The following is an 18589-nucleotide window of genomic DNA, read 5'->3' as shown; positions in this document are numbered from 1 at the left end:
TCCTCTGATCGTCGCTCATCGTAAGTGTTACAACGTGCAACGCCGCCGCGCCGGTCCTGCTATTTGCCGCGGGTCTTGTAAGTCGCCTTCGTGATGGGTCGGTGGCCGGATAACGCTGCGAATGTCTGCTGCTTCTCCAGCCATGCATGATATTCGCTCTCTTCCTGGACGATGACGTTGCTCCGCATTTGCGCATGCGCGATGCCGCACAATTCCGCGCAAAGAACCTCGAATGTTCCTGTGCGCGTGGGAGTGAACCAGAAGTATGTGACCGAGCCCGGCACCATATCCATCTTCGCCCGGAACTCAGGCACGTAGAAATCGTGCAGAACGTCGATTGAACGGAGCAATACCTTGACCGGCTTCCCGATCGGGAGATGCAAATCGTCGTTCTCAACCACGACGTCGTCCTGACCATTGGGATCGTTCGGATTCAAGCCCAGTGGATTCTCGGCACTGACATTGCGGGCATCGACCGTCCCGAGCCGGCCGTCCTTTCCTGGCAGCCGGTAGCTCCAGCGCCATTGCTGGCCCATGACCTCGATCTCTGTTGCATCGGACGGCACCGTCACAAACTGATGCCAGACAACCAAACCGGGCGCCAACATCGCTCCGACACCGATCGCGGTCCCTATGGTGAGCCACCATTCGAGCCTTTTGTTTTCGGGCTCATAGGCCGCTTGTCTTCCTTCTTTGTGATGAAAACGGAAGATGCAATAGGCGATGAATGCGACGATCGCGAAGAAGACCGCTCCGGTGATCCAGAACGTCATGGTGATCGTGTCGTCGATGTAACTCCAGTTCGATGCGATCGGCGTCCACCACCATGGGCTAAGGAGGTGAAACAGCACCGAAGCGACTGCGACCAACAGCAGTATGAATGCTACAGCCATCCCTTGTTCATCCTTGCCTCTAGAGGCTGCGGACAAGACTTAGAAAAGGGCGCAGTTCACGTCTGCATCGATGGCTGATTTCGAGCTCGCCATCACAATGCTGGCCGCCTTGCCCTCTAACCGGTCGCAACATCAAATTCGAAAAGTTGCGATCGCTGGTGTCGTCGAACTACGGGCACTTGCCACTACAGGATGTTCCCCGGCGAGCTTGATTGTCAATAGACCGGCTTATTCCTCACGACGACGATAGCACCACGATCGAACCGTTGAGCAATGGCACGCGCAACGGATACTCATATCGCATTGCAATAGACGACGCCGTGCGTCCGCATGACAGACAAAGTGATGCGTCATGCCATCAGCGACGTGGCGAAACGTAAACCTTACAAAGTAAGAATTCACCGAACAGTGCGTGCTATTCTTTCCGGATTGCGCTAAACTTGCCGCACAGGTTGCGACAGGTTTTGCTCGGCAAAGCTCTCTTCGTTGAACTTGGCCGTCTTCCAGAACCCAGTCGCGATTTCTGCGCACGAAGGCGAATACTCGTCATTTGAAAATGACCAGATCTCGCCGGTGCGAACGCGTGGGAGATCGTGACCATGGCTACTCCGTATTCTGACAAGATCTCGCAGACAGCACCTGGCGCTTCCGATAGCGTCGCCGCGCCCGTCATTCGCAAGATCGGGTTGTCCGATTTACATGAAGCGTTACGGCTGGGCTGGGAGGACTTCAAAGCGGTTCCGAGTCACGCCATTATTCTGTGCATTATCTATCCTGTTCTCGGGCTTGTGCTGGCCAGAATGACCCTTGGCTATTCGGTGTTACCGCTGCTTTTCCCACTAGCCGCCGGTTTTGCGTTGATTGGTCCTTTTGCAGCCCTCGGTCTCTATGAACTCAGCCGCCGCCGCGAACGCGGCGAAGAGGCGTCGGCGTGGCATGCACTCGGCGTGCTGCGCTCGCCGTCCTTTGGAGCCATGCTTGGCCTCGGCACGCTCCTGCTCATTCTGTTCGTGGTCTGGGTGACCACTGCGAATGCGATTTACGTTTCCAAGTTCGGCAATGCCCCTGCGGCCAGCATTCCTGATTTCGCATCGCGCATCTTCACAACCACAGAGGGGCACCAACTGATCGTCCAGGGCTGCGGCGTCGGACTATTGTTCGCTATCATGGCCCTGTGCGTTAGCGTCGTGGCGTTTCCGCTGATGCTCGACCGACATGCGAGCGTGACAGACGCAGTTCAGACCTCGCTGCGGGTCGTGATGAAAAATCCAGTGACGATGGCGGCATGGGGTCTGATTGTGGCCGCGCTGCTGGTGGCCGGTTCGCTGCCGTTATTCGTCGGTCTCGCCGTTGTTCTGCCCCTACTCGGTCATGCCACCTGGCATCTTTATCGCAAGGTGCTGGAGCCGGACCCGAATCCTCGGCAGGACCCTCCCCGTCCGCCGAAAGGGCGGCGCTATGCGGCCGATTTTCCGGTCTCTCTCTTCCCGTGGGGCCGCGATAAGCCGTAGGTCGAAACAAACGACCGGAGACGCAGGTTCACAACCATACGGCTGCGGTTTCGATCGCTCGCATGCGGTTCCCTGTCGCGTGAGATTCTGACGGGCTCGCGACAGGCTCGCTGAAGAAGAGCAGCAAAAAGATATTTGTGTCGGCTTCACAATCAGTCGAAGCACCCCGCCCGCGCGGATGAAATCCAGCCCGGACGAGGGGCGATCCCGGATATCCGCCGGAAGCGGACTCCGCTCCCGGCAGGATGTCCGCCCATTATCTATCAGGAGAACCCAAACAGCTTTGCCGGATTTGTGACTAGTATCTTTTCCAGCAAGGCATCGTCCGGCGCGTAGCGATAGAGCAATCCAAGCAGGTCGGCGTCGTTCGGCGGCTGGACGACCGATACCGGGTGCGGCCAGTCGCTTGCCCAGACGCAGCGATCGGGCGCGGCTTCGAGATAGGCTTGCGCGATGGGAACGACGTCGTCCCACGGCGGACCTTTCCTGGACGTCTTTTCGCCGAGCGAGAGCATCACCCAGAAATTGCCCTTCGACAGCAGATCGAGAACCGCACGTAAATTCGGATCGTTCTTGCCGAGGGTTGGATCCGGGCGGCCCATGTGATCGATGAGGACCGGCACCTTGAGGGACGCGATCTTGTCGAGGTTGGCAACGATGCCGTCCTTCTCCGGCTGGAATTTAGCGTACCAGCCGAGTTCGGAAATACGTGCGATCGCGCGCTCGTAGTCGCTGTCCGAAAGTACGGCGCCGAGCTCCTTGCGGAAGCTGAACCGCGCCCCGCCGACGCCGGCGTCGTTCAGCTTGGCGAGATACGCATCGTCACGCTCTGCGAAAACCAGCGCATTCGCGCAGGCCTTGTAGTTCGGCCCCATCGCCGCCAGCCCGTCCAGAACCACCGAGTGATCGGCACCATATGTCGTCGTCTGCACGATGATGCCGCGCTCGATACCAAGCGCCTTGTGTACCCGAAGCGCAGCCTCCCAGGTCGCCGTCGGCATCTGATAGGCCGCGCCCGGCCGGATGGGATAGCGTTCCACCGGACCGAGCACATGGAACTGACTGTCGATGCTCTTCGGCGGCGGCTTGCGGGATGGCGTGCGCGGGTTTGGATCAAATGGAAGATAGTCGGGCATCTGTCTGCTCCTTTAATCGATCACCGCAGTGAAATCGCATTGCACCAGGGCGCCGCCCTCCATCTCCATGGAGAGCGCATGACGGGCTGGGCGCGAATGCTCGTCGGGAAACATCTTGAGCCACTCGACATTGACCGGCCCGCGATTGCTGCGATCCTTGAGCCAGACCGTCATCTTGATGATGTCGTCAGTGCTGCCGCCGCCGGCTTCCACGATCGCCTTCATATGCGCGAACATGTTGGCGCACTGGCTTTCGAGATCGGGCGGCATCTCGCTTGTCCTGGGATCGCGGCCGAGGATGACGCCGGACATCAGCAGATTGTTGATGCGGCAGGCATTGGGGATCGGATTTGCGTGCTTGAACTCGCCGATATGAACGCTGCGGCGGCGCCTGGAAGATGTCATGGCTGCGGTCTCCAGATAACGGTCAAACGAATTGGCACGACACCGAGCCATACGGCCCGTAATCGGCATGTATCGTATCGCCGCGGTTGACCTCGATCGGGCGCGTGAAGGATCCGGCGAGCACCACCTCGCCTGCAGCGAGATATTCGTCGTGCGGCGCGAGGCGATTGGCGAGCCACGCGATGCCGTTTGCCGGATGGTTCAGCACGCCGGCGGCGACGCCGGTCTCCTCTATCTGGCCATTCCGGAACAGCAGCGCGCTGACCCAGCGCAGATCGACATCCAGCGGACGGAATGGACGACCGCCGACCACAAGCGCGGCATTCGCTGCGTTGTCGGAGATCGTGTCCACCACCGTGCGGGGCTTCTTGGTTTGCGGATGCACGCGGTGCATGCGCGTTTCCAGGATTTCGAGCGCCGGTGTGACGTAGGCTGTCGCGTTCAGCACGTCGAAGATCGTACAATCCGGCCCGCGCAGATCGGTCTTGAGCACGAACGCCAATTCGACCTCCACGCGCGGCGCGAAGAACCGCTCATAAGGGATAGCGCCGGCATCCTGATAGAACATGTCGGCGAACAGCACGCCATAATCCGGCTCGGAGATGCTGACCGCGTTCTGCATCGCCTTCGAGGTCAGGCCGATCTTGTGGCCTTTGATCACTCGCCCGCGTTCGAGCTGCAGCGCCGTCCAGGTCCGCTGGATCGCATAGGCATCCTCGATGGTGAGATCGGGATAGTCGGCGGTGAACATGGTGATGAGCGTCTTGGTCCGCTCCGCTTCGTCGAGGCGACGCGCCAGCGTATCGATGACCGTCTGATCAAGCATCGCTATTTCTCCTCTGCGACGACGTTGCGAAGAATGCCGATCTGCCTGGACTCAACCTCGACGACATCGCCTGGCTTGAGCCAACGCGGCGGCGTGAAGCGGGCGCCGGCGCCGGTCGGCGTTCCGGTCGCGATCATGTCGCCGGGTTTCAAGGTGGCAAAAGTCGACAGATAAGAAATCAGATAGTCGAAGGTGAACATCAGCCGCTCTGTCGCATCGTTCTGACGCTCCTCCCCGTTCACTCGCGTGACGATATCGTGCGTCCCTTGCGGATCGCATTCGTCCGCCGTGACGATCCACGGCCCGACGCTGCCGGACCGATCGAAATTCTTGCCCTGGGTGACGTTGAACTTGCCGTGGTGCAGCCAATCCCGCACCGAGCCTTCGTTGCAGAGAGTCATGCCGAAGATGTGCGACCACGCATTCTCTCGCGTAATGTGACGACCTTCCTTGCCGATGACGATCACGAGCTCGCCTTCGTAGTCGAGCTGCTCGGAGATCTTCGGCTTTTCGATGGGCTGATCGGAGCCGACCACCGACGACGGGTTGCGGACGAACAGGCTCGGATATTTCGGCAAATCCGAGCTGTCTTTGTATTCAGCATTGCGGTCCTTATAGTTGACCCCGATGCACCAGAGCTTCTCCGGCGCCGGGATCGGCGGCAGCAAGACCAGATCCGACAGTCGATGATCGGGCTTGTGGCCGGCGCTCACCTGTTTCGCCTTCGCCAGCCCGTTGCCGGCGATCAAGCTGCGCAGATCGGGAAACTCCGATCCAAGCAATGCACTGAGATCGATAACGCCGTCATCGGCCACCACGCCGTAGCGGCTGTTTCCGCCGGTCGAATAGCTGCATAGTTTCATGAAGGCTCCTGAATAATTCACTGGATCGATTGCCGCCGGATCGCGGTGCCGGACCGGCTGCTCGAGCTGCGCCCGCGGCGTTCTTCCAATTACTTCGATGTCTGGAATACGGACTTCAACGTGAAGATCTCGCCTAGCCGCGCGTAACGCGGACCGGCAATGCGGGCGATCGGATCGAGGCTCTCGGTTTCAATCTTGCCGTTGGCGAGCAGATCATCCTTGATGTGAAATGCGACCACTTCGCCGACGATCAACCGGCTGCGGGTATCGCCGAATTCGAGGCATTGCCGAAATCGGCATTCCATCGCAATAGGCGCCGCCGTCAGCCGCGGCACCCCGATATGGTCGCTGGGAGTCGTCTCGAGACCGAGGACTTCAACCTCGCTCACCTCCGGCGGATGTTCGGCGGAGCTTTCGTGAACCGCAGACATCAACGGCGAATCCGCGATGTGAATGACGTATTCTTCGCGATCCAGGATGTTGCGCGCCGTGTCTTTGTAGACGCCTGATTTGCGGCCGACGCTGATTGCCAGCATCGGCGGCTTGGGCGAGACGAAGGTGAAAGCACTGAACGGCGCAAGGTTGACGGTACCTGCCTGCGACAGGCTGGTCACCCATGCGATCGGTCGCGGGACGACGATGCCGGTGAGCAGACGATAAGCCTTTTCGGCACCAAGTTCAGCGGGATCGATCTTCATTCGTCAATCCGCCTTTACGTTGGCCTTGCGCACGACCGGAATCCACTTGGCGTCCTCGCGATCGAGATAGGCTCTGAACTCACCTGGCGTCATCGGGAGCGCTTCGGCGCCAAGCTTTTCGAACTTGTCGATCACGCCTGGCTCTTTGAGTATCTCAACCAGCACTTTGTTCAATTTATCGGCGATGGGAGCGGGGGTGCCCGCCGGGGCAAACAGCCCCGTGAAGGTCTGGCCGTCGAAATCCGGATAGCCGAGCTCAGCGAAAGTGGGCACGTCCGGAAGCGTCTTCAGTCGATGTGGGCTCGTGACCGCCAAGGCGCGCACCATTCCACTCTTGATATATTGAAGGCTGACCGACAGTTGATCGAATGCGAACTGAACCTGTCCGCCGAGAAGGTCATTGGTCGCGGGCGCGTTGCCGCGATAATGCGCCGTCACCCAACGAATCTCGAGCTTGGACTGCATGAGTTCGCTAAGCAGGTGATTGGTGGTGCCCGGCCCCGGAGAGGCCATCGTCAGCTTGCCCGGATCGCGCTTCGCGAGTTCGAGCAATTCGGCGAACGACGTAGCCTTCACGGAAGGATGAACCTCGAGCACCAGCGGCGTCATCGAGATGCTCGAGATCGGCAGGAAGTCGCGCTTCCAGTTGTAGGCGTCGCGCTTGTTGATTTCGGGAGCGAAGAGAACCGGACCATTGGCGCCGACCATGAGCGTGTAGCCATCATTCGGCGCTTTCGCCAGCGCTTCCCCGGCGATCATGCCGCCAGCGCCCGACTTGTTTTCGATCACGAAGGGCTGGCCCAATTTCTCTTGCAGCCGATCCGCGACGATGCGCGCCGCGCTATCGACGTTGCCGCCGGCCGGATAGGGCACGATCAGTTTGACAATGCGCGCGGGCCATTCCTGGGCCGTCGCCGTGCCATTAACCAGCGTCGCGGCAATGGCTGCAGCGATCCATAGCGACCTCATCATTTCCTCCCGCCAGATGCGGCATTCACGCCGCAGACCGTATGTTCGACGCCGATTGGGACCAGCGCTCTTGCGGAGAACCATTGGTTCAACCGCTTTACTTGTCGATGCCAATGTGCGGTTATTGTCCACATTATGGACAACGGATTGCCAACAACACTCGATCCGGAGCCGCGACAAGGCGCGCAGGCGATCCGGCGCGCGCTCTTCCTCCTGCGCGTGCTTGCAGCGGGCGGTGAGAGCGGATTGCCGTTGAATGAGGTCGTCCAAGCGACGCGTCTATCGCGCCCGACCGTACACCGGATCATTCATGTCCTGATGGAGGAGGGGCTCGTCGAGCGCCACGAGCGCTCGGGTCGCTATGCAATCGGCACGCAGGTCCCTGAATTGGCACTCGCTCGCCCATCGCGCTCGCCATTGCTCGCCGCAGCGGACCACATTTTGCGCGAAACATCGCAACGGGTCGGCGACACACTGTTTCTAACGGTGCGCACCGGCAACGACACTTTATGCGTGGATAGGAGAATTGGCTCATATCCGATCCAGGTACTCTCGATCGCCGTCGGTGCGCGGCGGCCGCTGGGCGTCAGCAGCGCAGGCGTTGCCATCCTGGCCGCGTTACCGGCTCAAGAATCACGCCGGATCGCTATGACGAATGAGCCTCGATTTGCGGGATATCGGACCGATCGGCAGACTGTGTTGTCAGAGATCGCCGACGCCCGGCGCAGGGGCTATGGCGTGCGCGAAGTCGGGTTGGTCCAGGGCACGAAATCGATTTCGACCTGGATCAAGACAGCCGACGGCGATCCGGCGGCGGCCCTCACCATATCGGCCGTCCGAACACGGCTCGGCCCGCGACGCGAGCAGGAAGTTGTCGAAACGCTTTTGAAGGCAGCTTACGAGGTCGAGCAGAAAATCCGATAAGCAAGCACGCGTCGCCCAATCCAAGGCAAAGGTCCGCTTGCGACATATGCAGCGATTGAGCAGCCAATCGACGGCTAGCTATTCTAATCTGAACGGAGAAGTCTGGCGGTCCATTCGGGATAAAACTGCGCCCCCCTCCCGTTGCCCGCGCAAAATGGCGCGCCATTCGGCGTATAACCACAAACTCATATATTATTGAAATTGCTTGTGATTTTATAAGATGCCTTATGGCGCGAGGCTCGTCCGCATCGATTCCGGCCTCAAGACACACCTCACAACTCCGCGCGCCACGGCGGCTCCGGGGTGCTAACATAGTCAAGACCGCACGACCGAAGATTTCACCTGTGCGATTGAAACGCGGTCGGGAAACGATGGCGCACGAAGAGATGCACTCCAAAAACAACGGCCGACCGTAATTGCGGTGAGTTGGCTGGGACGTGGAGGACGCTATGGCGTGGCGTGACGACAAGGCCCGGGCAACTCTGATCCGCGACGCGGCGGGAAGCGTGCAGCCGGGCAAGGCTCCCCGAACCTTTGCCGAGCTTATGTTCGGCTACACCAATGCCGAGGACCTCGCCAGTTACGATGCCTCCTCGCTTGCCTTCCTGGCGGAGCAAGCCTGGGAGCATGTACAGCGACGCACGGCGGGTCGTGCCGATATCCGCGTCGTCAATCCGATGATGCCGGACGGGCGCGAGATGTCCGTGCTCGAAATTCTCAACGACGATATGCCTTTCCTGTTCGATTCCATCATGGCGGAGCTCGCCGAGCAGGGCATCGAAGTCACCCTCGTTGCTCACCCCATCATCGCGATGGAGCGCGATGACCAAGGCAAGCTCCTGCACTTCCACGGTGAAACACTGCCGGAAGGGACAAAGGGCGCGCGCGAGAGCCTGATTCACCTCCACATCACCCGCCTCGACGCCGACGCTGACCGCGAGAGGCTGATTGACGGCCTCACCAGAACGTTAAGCGACGTGCGCGCCAGCGTCGCGGACTGGCGCGTCATGCGCGACCGCGTCGAGAACGCGATCAAGACTTTCTCTTCCAATCCACCGCCGCTGCCGATCGACGAGGTCGCCGAGGCCAATCAGTTCCTGCAATGGCTGTGCGCGGACAATTTCACCTTTCTCGGCGTGCGCGAGTATCGCTTCTCGCCCGACAGCGATGCGTCGGACGACATCACGACCGCTGAGGGCCTCGGCATCCTCCGCGACCCCGATGTAAAGGTCCTGCGCCGCGGCAACGAAATGGTGGTGATGACGTCGGAAATTCGCGAGTTCATGCGCGAGCCGACCCTACTCATCGTCATCAAGGCCAATGTGAGTAGCCGCGTTCATCGCCGCATCCGGATGGATTATATCGGCATCAAGCTCTATGCGCCCGACGGCCGGCTCGAGGGAGAACTACGAGTCGTCGGCCTGTTCACCTCAGGCGCCTATACGCGCTCGGCACGACAGATCCCCTATGTTCGCCACAAGGTATCGCGGGTACTCCAGCGCGCCGGCTTCGATCCGAACAGCCATTCGGGCAAGGCGCTGATGCATATCCTCGAGGAATATCCGCGAGACGAACTATTCCAGGTCGACATCGACACCCTCTTCAATTTCGTCATGGAGATCCTGATCCTCTATGAGCGCCCCCGCGTCCGGGCGCTCGCTCGGGTCGACAAGTTCGATCGCTTCGTCTCCATCCTCGTCTTCATTCCGCGCGACAAATACGACACTGATGTGCGCATGCGCGTCGGCGCCTTCCTGTCGCAGATCTACAAGGGGATGCAGGCCGCCTCCTACGTGTCTTTCCCCGAAGGAGCATTGACGCGCGTTCACTACATCATCGGACGCTATGAAGGTAAGACTCCTGCCGTCGAGCGCGCCACGCTGGAAGCCGGGATCAGCGCCATTGCCGCGACCTGGGCCGACAAGCTGAAGGCCGCGCTGACTGCGTCTACCGATGGCATGCGGGCGCGCATGCTCGCCAATCGCTATGCCCAGGCCTTTACCGGCGGCTATACCGAGGTTTCCACGGCGGAACAGGCGATAGCCGATATCGCCACCATCGAAAGGCTCACGCCAACCCGCCCGGTGACGATTTCGGTTCATCGCTTCGAGGGCGAGGGCGATCCCAGACGCTTCGGCCTGAAGGTGTTCTCGGATGCCGCGCCGCTGTCGCTGTCCTATCGCGTGCCGGTGATCGAAAATCACGGCCTGCGCGTGGTCGATGAACGTACCTATCAGATCGTGCCCGGTGCCAGGCCTGAGCCGGTGTGGCTGCACGACATGACGATCGAGACCAGCGACGGCCAGCCGATCGAGATCAACCGGGAGTTCAGCCATCGGCTCGAAGCCTCGATCATGGCGGTGGTCGGTGATCGAGCCGAATCCGACGGATATAACGGGCTGATCCTGCGCACGGCCCTGGGCTGGCGCGAAGTCTCGACCATCCGGGCGCTGTCCCGCTATTTGCACCAGATCCGCGCGCCGTTCAGCCAGGATTATATGTGGGAGACTCTGCGCAAGAACGCAGCGATCACCGCCAACCTCGTCGCGCTATTCCAGGCCCGCCTCGATCCACGCCTCACCCTTACTGATGCCGAGCGCTCGGCCCGGGAGACCGCCCTCCTTGCCGATATCGAGGAGCAGCTCAAATCCGTCGCATCGCTCGACGAAGACCGCATCCTCCGCCGTTTCACCAATCTGGTGCAGTCCACCATCCGCACCAATTTGTGGCAGGTCGGCGAGGACGGACATCCGCGTCCGGTGATCTCATTCAAGTTCGACGCGCGCGGAATCGAAGACCTGCCGGCTCCGCGACCGCTCTACGAGATTTTCGTCTATTCTCCCCGCGTCGAAGGCATTCACCTGCGCTTCGGCAAGGTTGCGCGCGGCGGACTACGGTGGTCCGATCGGCCGCAGGATTTCCGCACCGAGATCCTCGGCCTGGTCAAAGCCCAGCAGGTCAAGAACGCCGTGATCGTGCCGGTCGGCGCCAAAGGCGGCTTCGTGCCCAAGCGCCTGCCGCCGCCCTCCAGCCGCGACGCGTGGCTCGCGGAAGGCACCGAAGCCTATCGCATCTTCGTTCGCTCGCTGCTCGAACTCACCGACAATCTCGACGGCGACGACCTCCTCCCGCCCGACTCGACCTTGCGGCACGATGGCGACGATCCTTATCTGGTCGTCGCCGCCGACAAGGGCACCGCCACCTTCTCCGACATCGCCAACGCGATTTCGGCCGAGAAGAACCATTGGCTCGGCGATGCCTTCGCCTCCGGCGGCAGCCAGGGCTACGACCACAAGAAGATGGGGATTACGGCGCGAGGCGCCTGGGAGGCGGTCAAACGCCACTTCCGCGAGCTCGGCACCGACATTCAGACCATGCCTTTCACTGTAGTTGGCGTCGGCGACATGTCCGGCGACGTCTTCGGCAATGGCATGCTGCTCTCGCCCGCGACGAAATTGGTTGCGGCGTTCGATCACCGCGACATCTTCATCGATCCCTCTCCCGATCCGGCGATCAGCTACGCCGAACGCAAGCGCATGTTCGACATGCCGCGATCGAGCTGGCAGGACTACAACAAATCGCTGATCTCGCAAGGCGGCGGCGTGTTCTCGCGCTCCCTCAAGGCGATTCCGCTCGCACCGGAAGTGCGCACCTTGCTCGATCTCGACAAGCCGCAGGCGACGCCCTTCGAGGTGATGACGGCGATCCTGAAGACGCGCGCAGACCTACTGTGGTTTGGCGGCATCGGCACCTATATCCGGGCGTCGGTGGAGAGCGACGATCAGGCCGGCGACCGCGCCAATGATCCGATCCGCATCACCGGGACCGACGTTCGCGCCAGGGTGATCGGCGAAGGCGCCAATCTCGGCGTCACTCAGCGCGGCCGCATCGAAGCGGCGCAGACGGGCGTCAAGCTCAACACCGACGCGATCGACAATTCGGCCGGTGTGAATACGTCCGACGTCGAGGTCAATATCAAGATCGCATTGGCCCGCCCCGAGCGCGAGGGACGCCTCAGCCCGGCTGACCGTAACACCCTACTTGCCGCGATGACCGACGATGTCGGTGCGCTGGTCCTGCGCAACAACTATCTGCAGACGCTCGCGCTCTCGCTCGCTGAACGCAAGGGCGTGGCCGAAACCGGCTTTCTCACTCGCCTGATGCAGTCGCTCGAGCAGCGCCGCCTGCTCAGCCGGGCAGTCGAATTCCTGCCCGACGACGCCGCGATCACCGAGCGCACACGACGCGGGCAGTCCCTGACGCGGCCTGAACTTGCCGTGTTGCTCGCCTACGCCAAACTGACGCTCTACGACGACCTGCTCGGCACCAGCGTGCCGGACGATCCTTATCTCGCCCGCGAGCTCTCCGGGTATTTTCCGGGCCAGGTTCAGGACAGGTTCCCGACAGCGGTAGAGTGCCATCGCCTCCGACGCGAAATCATCGCGACCAGCCTCGTCAATACGGTCATCAACCGCGGCGGCCCGGCGTGTATCGTGCGCCTGATCGACGAAACCGATGCCGATATCCCCACCATCGTCATGGCCTATGTGGCGGTGGATGAATCCTACGGGCTCAAGTGGCTAAATGATGCGATCGATACGCTCGACGCCTGCATCGAAGGGCAGTTGCAATTGTCCCTCTATGAGGCGGTCCAGGACCTTCTGCTTTCCCGCATGGTCTGGTACGTGCGCAATATTGATTTCAAGGATGGCCTCGAGGCGGTGATCGCACGTTTCGGCCCGGGTATCCGCGAGATCAGCGCCTCTCTCGACAACACCCTGCCACCGGACTTGCAGGCCGCGCGCGGCAAGCGCCGGCAGGAGCTGACCGATGCCGGCGTCCCGTCCGGCCTCGCCGGCGAACTGGCCGATCTCGACACCCTGGTCTCGGCGCCGGACATCGTGACGGTCGCCGAGCGCACCGGCCGCAGCATCGGCGATGCCGCCGCGACGTTCTTTGCCGCCGAGGCCAATTTCCGTCTCGACCGCATCATCGCTGCCGCGCGCAGCGTGCCCGCCAGCGATCGTTTCGAACGCCTCGCCATCGACCGCGCCGTCGACCTGATCGCGGCTGCCGAAAGAGGCCTCGCTGCGGATATGTTGGCAACCGGCCAATCCGGCCAGCAGGCTGCGGAGACCTGGCTTGCAGCTCATCCCGAGGCGACGCGCATCCGCCGCGCAGTCGAGGAGATTGCTGCTGGCGGCCTGACGCTCGCCAAGCTGATGGTGGCGGCAAACCTGCTGGGGGACTTGGTCAAAGGCTGAGGCGTGCGGGGCAGCGATGTGAAACTCTAAAGAGCAATGCTAGCGCAGGTTGTTAGCCAGCGAACGGAGGACCCCAATGATCCACGCTACTTGCCATACCGCTGATAATGTCCGCTGCATCGAGTTCGATGCCACACCCTGGTTCAGCGAGGCTAACGCTCCGAGCATTATCGATTTGGCCGAACGCGGATGGGCCAGCACAGCGATTGCAGATTCCCTCGAGAGCCGACGAGGATACGAACGCTTGCACGACCTCGTTGAGTATGCAGCGAAGCGACTGCAACCGGAATCCCTGGAGGACCCCACCTGGGAAACCTTCGAGTGCGTCGTCGATGGACCCGAGGCCGTAGCCTGGCTCGAGAAAAACCGGCCCGACGTTGTGGCAAGGATCCCGTAAGCTACGAGAAGCGCAGCAATGGCGACGACGATTGGCGCATCACAATGAAGCGGAAATGGCGCGCCCGAAAGGATTCGAACCTCTGACCCCGTGATTCGTAGTCACGTGCTCTATCCAGCTGAGCTACGGGCGCGTGCCGCGATGTGGGGCCAAAGCCGCCAGCACCGGATGCGTTTCGGAAACGATGTTTGCGAAAGCGGGCCATAGCTACCGGGTCGAGCCCGGCTTGGCAAGCGCCCTGAGCCGCTTATTTCACTCCCGTGACATAGCCGGAAAAGACGGCTCAGGCCCGCGCGCGTTCGCTACGGATGCTGTGCAGTTCCACCGGCCGGTCGGGAAGGCTGATCCGGAAGGTGGCGCCCAAAGTGCCTTCCACAAGGTGAATATCGCCGTCATGAGCGCGGACCAGTTCGGCCGCGATCGCGAGGCCCAGCCCACTACCACCGGGGCGGGACGAGCCCTGAAATGCCTCGAACAGGTGGTCGCGCGCCCGCTGCGGGACGCCTGGGCCGGTGTCGGACACTTCGAGAATGGTGACAGCGCCTTCGCGGCGGCCGGTGATGCGGATCTGCTGCGGGGCGACGTCGCTCTGCGGCTGCCCCTCCAGCGCCTGGGCCGCATTGCGGACCAGATTGAGCAAAATGCGAAACAACTGATCGGGATCGGCATCAATCATCAGCCCGCGCTCGATGGCGTTGACCCAGCCGATCGACACGTCGGTCGCGAGCCCGGCCGATTCGCGGACTTCGTTGACCACCGGTTCAACGAGAATCATCTTGCGGTCGGGGGCAGCTTCCTGCGCGCGGCCATAAGAGAGTGTCGACTGGCAGAAGGCGATGGCGCGCTCCAGCGAGCGCATCAGCTTCGGCGCGAAGCGCTGCACGCGGGGATCGGGCACGCTGGCGAGCTGATCCGACAGCAATTGTGACGACGCAAGCAGATTGCGCAGGTCATGATTGATCTTCGAGACCGCGAGGCCGAGCGCAGCGAGACGACTCTTCTGATGCAGCATCGAAACGAGATCGCGCTGCATGTCGGACAATTCGCGCTCCGCCACGCCGATTTCGTCAGCGCGCTGGCTCGGCACGATGATCCGCGCCGAGCTCTCGGGGTTTTCATGGAAAGCGACGAGATTGGCCGTCAAATTCCGCATCGGCCGCACGAAAAGATAATGCAGCGCCAGATAGACCAGCCCCGCAGAGAGAATCGCCAATCCCAGCGACACCCACAACAGATTGCTGGAAAAACGATACATCGCCTGCCGCAGCGGTAACTCATCGACCACCACTTCAATGAATTGCGCCCCGCCGGGCGCCGGCCCGATGATGCGCATCGTCTGATCGCCGGTTTCCAGCATGACCTCGAACGCATCGACAATCGCCGACCACACCGTCATCGACCGCATATCGATGTCATGGTCGATCTGCGCCGGCAGATCCGCGCTGGCGAGCAGACGGCGCTGCTGGCCCATCTTGATGGCCACCGCACGGGCGCCGATGCTGCTCAGGATTTGTCGCGACAGCGATTCCGGGACCATGCCGAGCGGCGCGGCATCCAGCACCAGTGCTGCCGTATTGGCCGCGGCCAGCCTGTCGTTCAGCCTGTTGATCCGGAAATTGGCGATCGAGGGCACATAAATGAGAATTTCGGCAATCAGCACCAGCGGAATGGTGAGCAGCAACAGCTTGCCCGACAGCCCCAGCCGTCGCATGGGGCCGAGCCTGAACGCGGGCTCGATGGGCTTTTCGCCGGCCGAAGACACAATATTGGCCTCTGATCTCACGGTCTGACGCTGAACTATCGAGAGATACGGGTCCAACGACGATTTGTTACGATGATGTTTGCGACCAGTTCTTAAATTTGTCCGCTGAGCGAACACGCTTAAGCCATAGAGCAATTTCACAACCGCCAACAACCTGAAAACACCGGGAAATTGGGATTAATCCCATAGTTCCAAGAATTTGGCGGATCAGAACACCACTACAGGGCAACATTGACGAAAACAGGACGCTCCCGTATAAGCCCGCCAACTGTCCGCGATGACCCGGTTTTGGATCGGGTGCGGCTCGTCTTTGGGCCGGAAATGGCTCGTTGAGCCAACATCTTAGGACTTACCTCAAATTACTCGGCGAATTGCCCGGTCAGCGGAGAACGACCCGTGAAGCGGACTTATCAACCCAGCAAATTGGTGCGCAAGCGCCGTCACGGCTTCCGCGCTCGCTTGGCGACCGTTGGCGGCCGCAAGGTTCTGGCTGCGCGCCGCGCACGTGGCCGCAAGCGCCTCAGCGCCTGATCGGATCTCTTCCGAGAGTTCATCATGGACCGGTTACGGCAGCGGGCGGACTTTCTCGCCGCTGCCAATGGGCCGCGGGTGAACAGCCCTGCCTTTGTGATGCAAACCCGGCGACGTGACGACGACGGCCCGATCAGGGTCGGCTTTACCGTGACCAAAAAAAACGGAACCGCCACCGAGCGGAACCGTATCCGGCGCAGGCTTCGCGAACTGGTGAAGCGCGTCGATGTCTTATCCATGCGACCCCACAGCGATTATGTGCTAGTCGGCCGTCGTGTCGCGCTCCAACGCGATTTCACGATGATGCTCGACGACCTCCGCTCGGCGCTGCACCGCCTCGATCGGCAATCTTCTAAGACGCAATCTTCTAAAACCAGCGTGACCTGACGCTTTCAGCCTGCGACAAGCGCGCAGTTGGAAGCGAGAGCCGCACCCGCATTTGAATGACGAGACCTGAACGATGACCGACAATCGCAACACCATCATTGCCGTCATTCTGTCCGGCCTGGTGCTGATCGGCTGGCAATATTTCTACAACATCCCGCAGATGGAGAAGCAGCGCGCACAGACCGCGACGCAGACCCAGCTTGCCAACCCGACCGCACAGCCCAACGCCACGCCCGGCAGCACGACGCCGACCGCGAATTCCACCGCCGCAGGCGGCGCACCCACGAATGTGGCGCCGGCCAACGCTCCGATCGTCAGCCGCGACAGCGCCATTGCAGCGTCGCAGCGCGTCAAGATCGACACGCCGCGCATCTCCGGCAGCATCGCGCTGAAGGGCGCGCGCCTCGACGATATCTCGCTGACCAAGTTCCGCGACACCGTGGATCCGAAGTCGCCGGCGATCGTGCTGTTCTCCCCCTCCGGCACTGCCGCGCCTTATTATGCCGAGTTCGGCTGGGTCGCCGCCGCCGGTGCGAACACCAAGATTCCCGACCAGAACACCCAGTGGCAGCAGGAAGGCTCCAACGCCCTGACGCCGACCACGCCTGTCGTGCTCAAGTACAACAACGGCGACGGCCTGACGTTCACCCGCACCATTTCGATCGACGACCGCTACCTGTTCTCGGTCAAGGATGACGTCAGCAATATCGGCAACGCGCCGGTGACGCTGTATCCGTTCGCGCTGATCTCGCGCCACGGCACGCCGCATGTCGAAGGCTATTACATCCTGCATGAAGGCCTCGTCGGCTATCTCGGCGACCAGGGCCTGCAGGAATACGGTTACAAGAAGATCGACGAAGCTAAGGCGGTGAATTTCAAGGTCACCAATGCCTGGCTCGGCATCACCGACAAATACTGGGCTTCGGCACTTCTGCCCGACACCAATGCGCAGCTGCAGGCCCGTTTCTCGTCGAACCTGACCGGCACCCAGCGGACCTACCAGACCGACTATCTGCAGGACGCGCAGACCATCGCCATCGGCGGCACCGGCACGGCCAATGCCCGCCTGTTCGCCGGCGCCAAGGAAGCGGCCACTGTCGGCATCAACTTCCCGCTGGCTGTTGGCCTCGGCGGCTACAATCAGGCGCTCGGCCTCAACCACTTCGACCTTCTGATCGACTGGGGCTGGTTCTACTTCATCACCAAGCCGATGTTCCTGGCGCTCGACTGGTTCTTCCACCTCTTCGGTAACTTCGGCATCGCTATTTTGCTGGTGACGGTGCTGGTGAAGATCATCTTCTTCCCGCTGGCCAGCAAGTCCTACGCCTCGATGGCGAAGATGAAGGCCGTGCAGCCGCAGCTGGCGGCACTCAAGGAGCGCTTCCCTGACGACAAGATGAAGCAGCAGCAGGAGATGATGGAGATCTACAAGAAGGAGAAGATCAACCCGATCGCCGGTTGTCTTCCCGTCATGTTGCAGATCCCGGTGTTCTTCTCGCTCTACAAGGTTCTGTTCGTCACCATCGAAATGCGCCACGCGCCGTTCTTTGGCTGGATCAAGGATCTGTCGGCGCATGATCCGACCAATCTCTTCAACCTGTTCGGCCTGATCCCCTTCGATCCGACGACGATTCCGGTGTTCGGTCACTACCTCGCGCTCGGCATCTGGCCGATCATCATGGGCATCACGATGTGGTTCCAGATGAAGCTGAATCCGACACCGCCGGATCCGACGCAGAAGATGATCTTCGACTGGATGCCGCTGATCTTCACCTTCATGCTGGCCGGCTTCCCGGCCGGCCTCGTGATCTACTGGGCATGGAACAACACCCTCTCGGTGCTGCAGCAGGCCTACATCATGAATCGCAACGGCGTGAAGGTCGAACTGTTCGACAACGTGAAGTCGACCTTCGCGAAGAAGCCGGCTGAAAAGAAGACGTAACCCTTGGAGCCCTCATCCTGAGAAGCGGCCACTTGGCCGCGTCTCGAAGGACGAGGGCGGGGCGCTCATGGTTCGAGACGG

General features: G+C 61.1%; 14 protein-coding genes and 1 tRNA gene. 6 read left to right on the top strand and 9 right to left on the bottom strand.

Features of this window, described 5'->3' with window-relative positions; genetic code table 11:
* Nucleotides 1-59: 59 nt before the first annotated feature.
* On the bottom strand, nucleotides 60-893 hold the full coding sequence (gene coxB, locus AB7828_RS24700) for a cytochrome c oxidase subunit II (RefSeq protein WP_089262772.1): 834 nt from the start codon (nucleotides 891-893) through the stop codon (nucleotides 60-62).
* Nucleotides 894-1492: 599 nt separating this feature from the next.
* On the opposite strand from coxB, the gene AB7828_RS24695 reads away from it, so the two are divergent.
* The gene (locus tag AB7828_RS24695; RefSeq protein ID WP_441231426.1) at nucleotides 1493-2404 is read left to right on the top strand and encodes a DUF2189 domain-containing protein; all 912 of its coding nucleotides are present in this window, start codon (nucleotides 1493-1495) and stop codon (nucleotides 2402-2404) included.
* A 263-nt stretch (nucleotides 2405-2667) separates the two neighbouring features.
* On the opposite strand, the gene AB7828_RS24690 is transcribed toward AB7828_RS24695, so the two are convergent.
* The 6 genes from AB7828_RS24690 to AB7828_RS24665 all read right to left on the bottom strand — a co-directional run bounded on the left by AB7828_RS24690 (nucleotide 2668) and on the right by AB7828_RS24665 (nucleotide 7301).
* Nucleotides 2668-3540 carry an amidohydrolase family protein gene (locus tag AB7828_RS24690; RefSeq protein ID WP_441231425.1) on the bottom strand — a complete coding sequence of 291 codons (873 nt, stop codon included), beginning with the start codon at nucleotides 3538-3540 and terminating at the stop codon, nucleotides 2668-2670.
* Nucleotides 3541-3552: 12 nt separating this feature from the next.
* Entirely contained in the window at nucleotides 3553-3945 is a 393-nt protein-coding gene (locus AB7828_RS24685; RefSeq protein WP_441231424.1) for a RidA family protein, read from the bottom strand.
* Between the two features lie 22 nt (nucleotides 3946-3967).
* Entirely contained in the window at nucleotides 3968-4771 is an 804-nt protein-coding gene (hpaH, locus tag AB7828_RS24680; protein WP_441231423.1) for a 2-oxo-hept-4-ene-1,7-dioate hydratase, read from the bottom strand.
* Between the two features lie 2 nt (nucleotides 4772-4773).
* Entirely contained in the window at nucleotides 4774-5634 is an 861-nt protein-coding gene (locus AB7828_RS24675) for a fumarylacetoacetate hydrolase family protein (RefSeq protein WP_441231422.1), read from the bottom strand.
* Between the two features lie 89 nt (nucleotides 5635-5723).
* Nucleotides 5724-6332, bottom strand: a complete 609-nt coding sequence (locus AB7828_RS24670) for a flavin reductase family protein (protein WP_068732840.1) — start codon at nucleotides 6330-6332, stop codon at nucleotides 5724-5726.
* A 3-nt stretch (nucleotides 6333-6335) separates the two neighbouring features.
* Nucleotides 6336-7301, bottom strand: coding sequence for a Bug family tripartite tricarboxylate transporter substrate binding protein (locus tag AB7828_RS24665; protein WP_441231421.1), 966 nt, complete (start codon nucleotides 7299-7301; stop codon nucleotides 6336-6338).
* 135 nt (nucleotides 7302-7436) lie between these two features.
* On the opposite strand from AB7828_RS24665, the gene AB7828_RS24660 reads away from it, so the two are divergent.
* Both AB7828_RS24660 and AB7828_RS24655 read left to right on the top strand, forming a co-directional pair.
* On the top strand, nucleotides 7437-8225 hold the full coding sequence (locus tag AB7828_RS24660) for an IclR family transcriptional regulator (protein WP_374725700.1): 789 nt from the start codon (nucleotides 7437-7439) through the stop codon (nucleotides 8223-8225).
* Nucleotides 8226-8662: 437 nt separating this feature from the next.
* Entirely contained in the window at nucleotides 8663-13489 is a 4827-nt protein-coding gene (locus AB7828_RS24655; RefSeq protein ID WP_441231420.1) for an NAD-glutamate dehydrogenase, read from the top strand.
* A 453-nt stretch (nucleotides 13490-13942) separates the two neighbouring features.
* Here the strand turns inward: AB7828_RS24655 and AB7828_RS24650 are convergent.
* A tRNA-Arg gene (locus AB7828_RS24650) sits at nucleotides 13943-14019 on the bottom strand.
* 150 nt (nucleotides 14020-14169) lie between these two features.
* Nucleotides 14170-15597 (bottom strand): ATP-binding protein, encoded by a 1428-nt coding sequence (locus AB7828_RS24645; protein WP_441232312.1) that lies wholly within the window; start codon nucleotides 15595-15597, stop codon nucleotides 14170-14172.
* Nucleotides 15598-16044: 447 nt separating this feature from the next.
* Between AB7828_RS24645 and rpmH the strand changes: the two genes are divergently transcribed.
* The 3 genes from rpmH (at nucleotide 16045) to yidC (ending at nucleotide 18508) form a co-directional block, all read left to right on the top strand.
* Nucleotides 16045-16179, top strand: coding sequence for a 50S ribosomal protein L34 (gene rpmH / locus AB7828_RS24640; RefSeq protein WP_011471298.1), 135 nt, complete (start codon nucleotides 16045-16047; stop codon nucleotides 16177-16179).
* Nucleotides 16180-16203: 24 nt separating this feature from the next.
* Entirely contained in the window at nucleotides 16204-16566 is a 363-nt protein-coding gene (gene rnpA, locus AB7828_RS24635) for a ribonuclease P protein component (RefSeq protein ID WP_089262790.1), read from the top strand.
* Between the two features lie 73 nt (nucleotides 16567-16639).
* Complete coding sequence (gene yidC, locus AB7828_RS24630; RefSeq protein WP_093759796.1) at nucleotides 16640-18508, top strand: membrane protein insertase YidC; 1869 nt, start codon at nucleotides 16640-16642, stop codon at nucleotides 18506-18508.
* Nucleotides 18509-18589: the final 81 nt, after the last annotated feature.

The organism is Tardiphaga sp. 215_C5_N2_1, assembly GCF_052076055.1.
Taxonomy (GTDB): Bacteria; Pseudomonadota; Alphaproteobacteria; order Rhizobiales; family Xanthobacteraceae; genus Tardiphaga; species Tardiphaga robiniae.
Note: the sequence above shows the minus strand (reverse complement) of the source record. Positions and strands in the feature narration are given on the sequence as shown.

Coding starts and splice junctions, on each gene's coding strand:
- coxB (WP_089262772.1), bottom strand. CDS start 893: ATGGCTGTAGCATTCATACTGCTGTTGGTCGCAGTCGCTTCGGTGCTG.
- AB7828_RS24695 (WP_441231426.1), top strand. CDS start 1,493: ATGGCTACTCCGTATTCTGACAAGATCTCGCAGACAGCACCTGGCGCT.
- AB7828_RS24690 (WP_441231425.1), bottom strand. CDS start 3,540: ATGCCCGACTATCTTCCATTTGATCCAAACCCGCGCACGCCATCCCGC.
- AB7828_RS24685 (WP_441231424.1), bottom strand. CDS start 3,945: ATGACATCTTCCAGGCGCCGCCGCAGCGTTCATATCGGCGAGTTCAAG.
- hpaH (WP_441231423.1), bottom strand. CDS start 4,771: ATGCTTGATCAGACGGTCATCGATACGCTGGCGCGTCGCCTCGACGAA.
- AB7828_RS24675 (WP_441231422.1), bottom strand. CDS start 5,634: ATGAAACTATGCAGCTATTCGACCGGCGGAAACAGCCGCTACGGCGTG.
- AB7828_RS24670 (WP_068732840.1), bottom strand. CDS start 6,332: ATGAAGATCGATCCCGCTGAACTTGGTGCCGAAAAGGCTTATCGTCTG.
- AB7828_RS24665 (WP_441231421.1), bottom strand. CDS start 7,301: ATGAGGTCGCTATGGATCGCTGCAGCCATTGCCGCGACGCTGGTTAAT.
- AB7828_RS24660 (WP_374725700.1), top strand. CDS start 7,437: ATGGACAACGGATTGCCAACAACACTCGATCCGGAGCCGCGACAAGGC.
- AB7828_RS24645 (WP_441232312.1), bottom strand. CDS start 15,597: ATGCGACGGCTGGGGCTGTCGGGCAAGCTGTTGCTGCTCACCATTCCG.
- rnpA (WP_089262790.1), top strand. CDS start 16,204: ATGGACCGGTTACGGCAGCGGGCGGACTTTCTCGCCGCTGCCAATGGG.
- yidC (WP_093759796.1), top strand. CDS start 16,640: ATGACCGACAATCGCAACACCATCATTGCCGTCATTCTGTCCGGCCTG.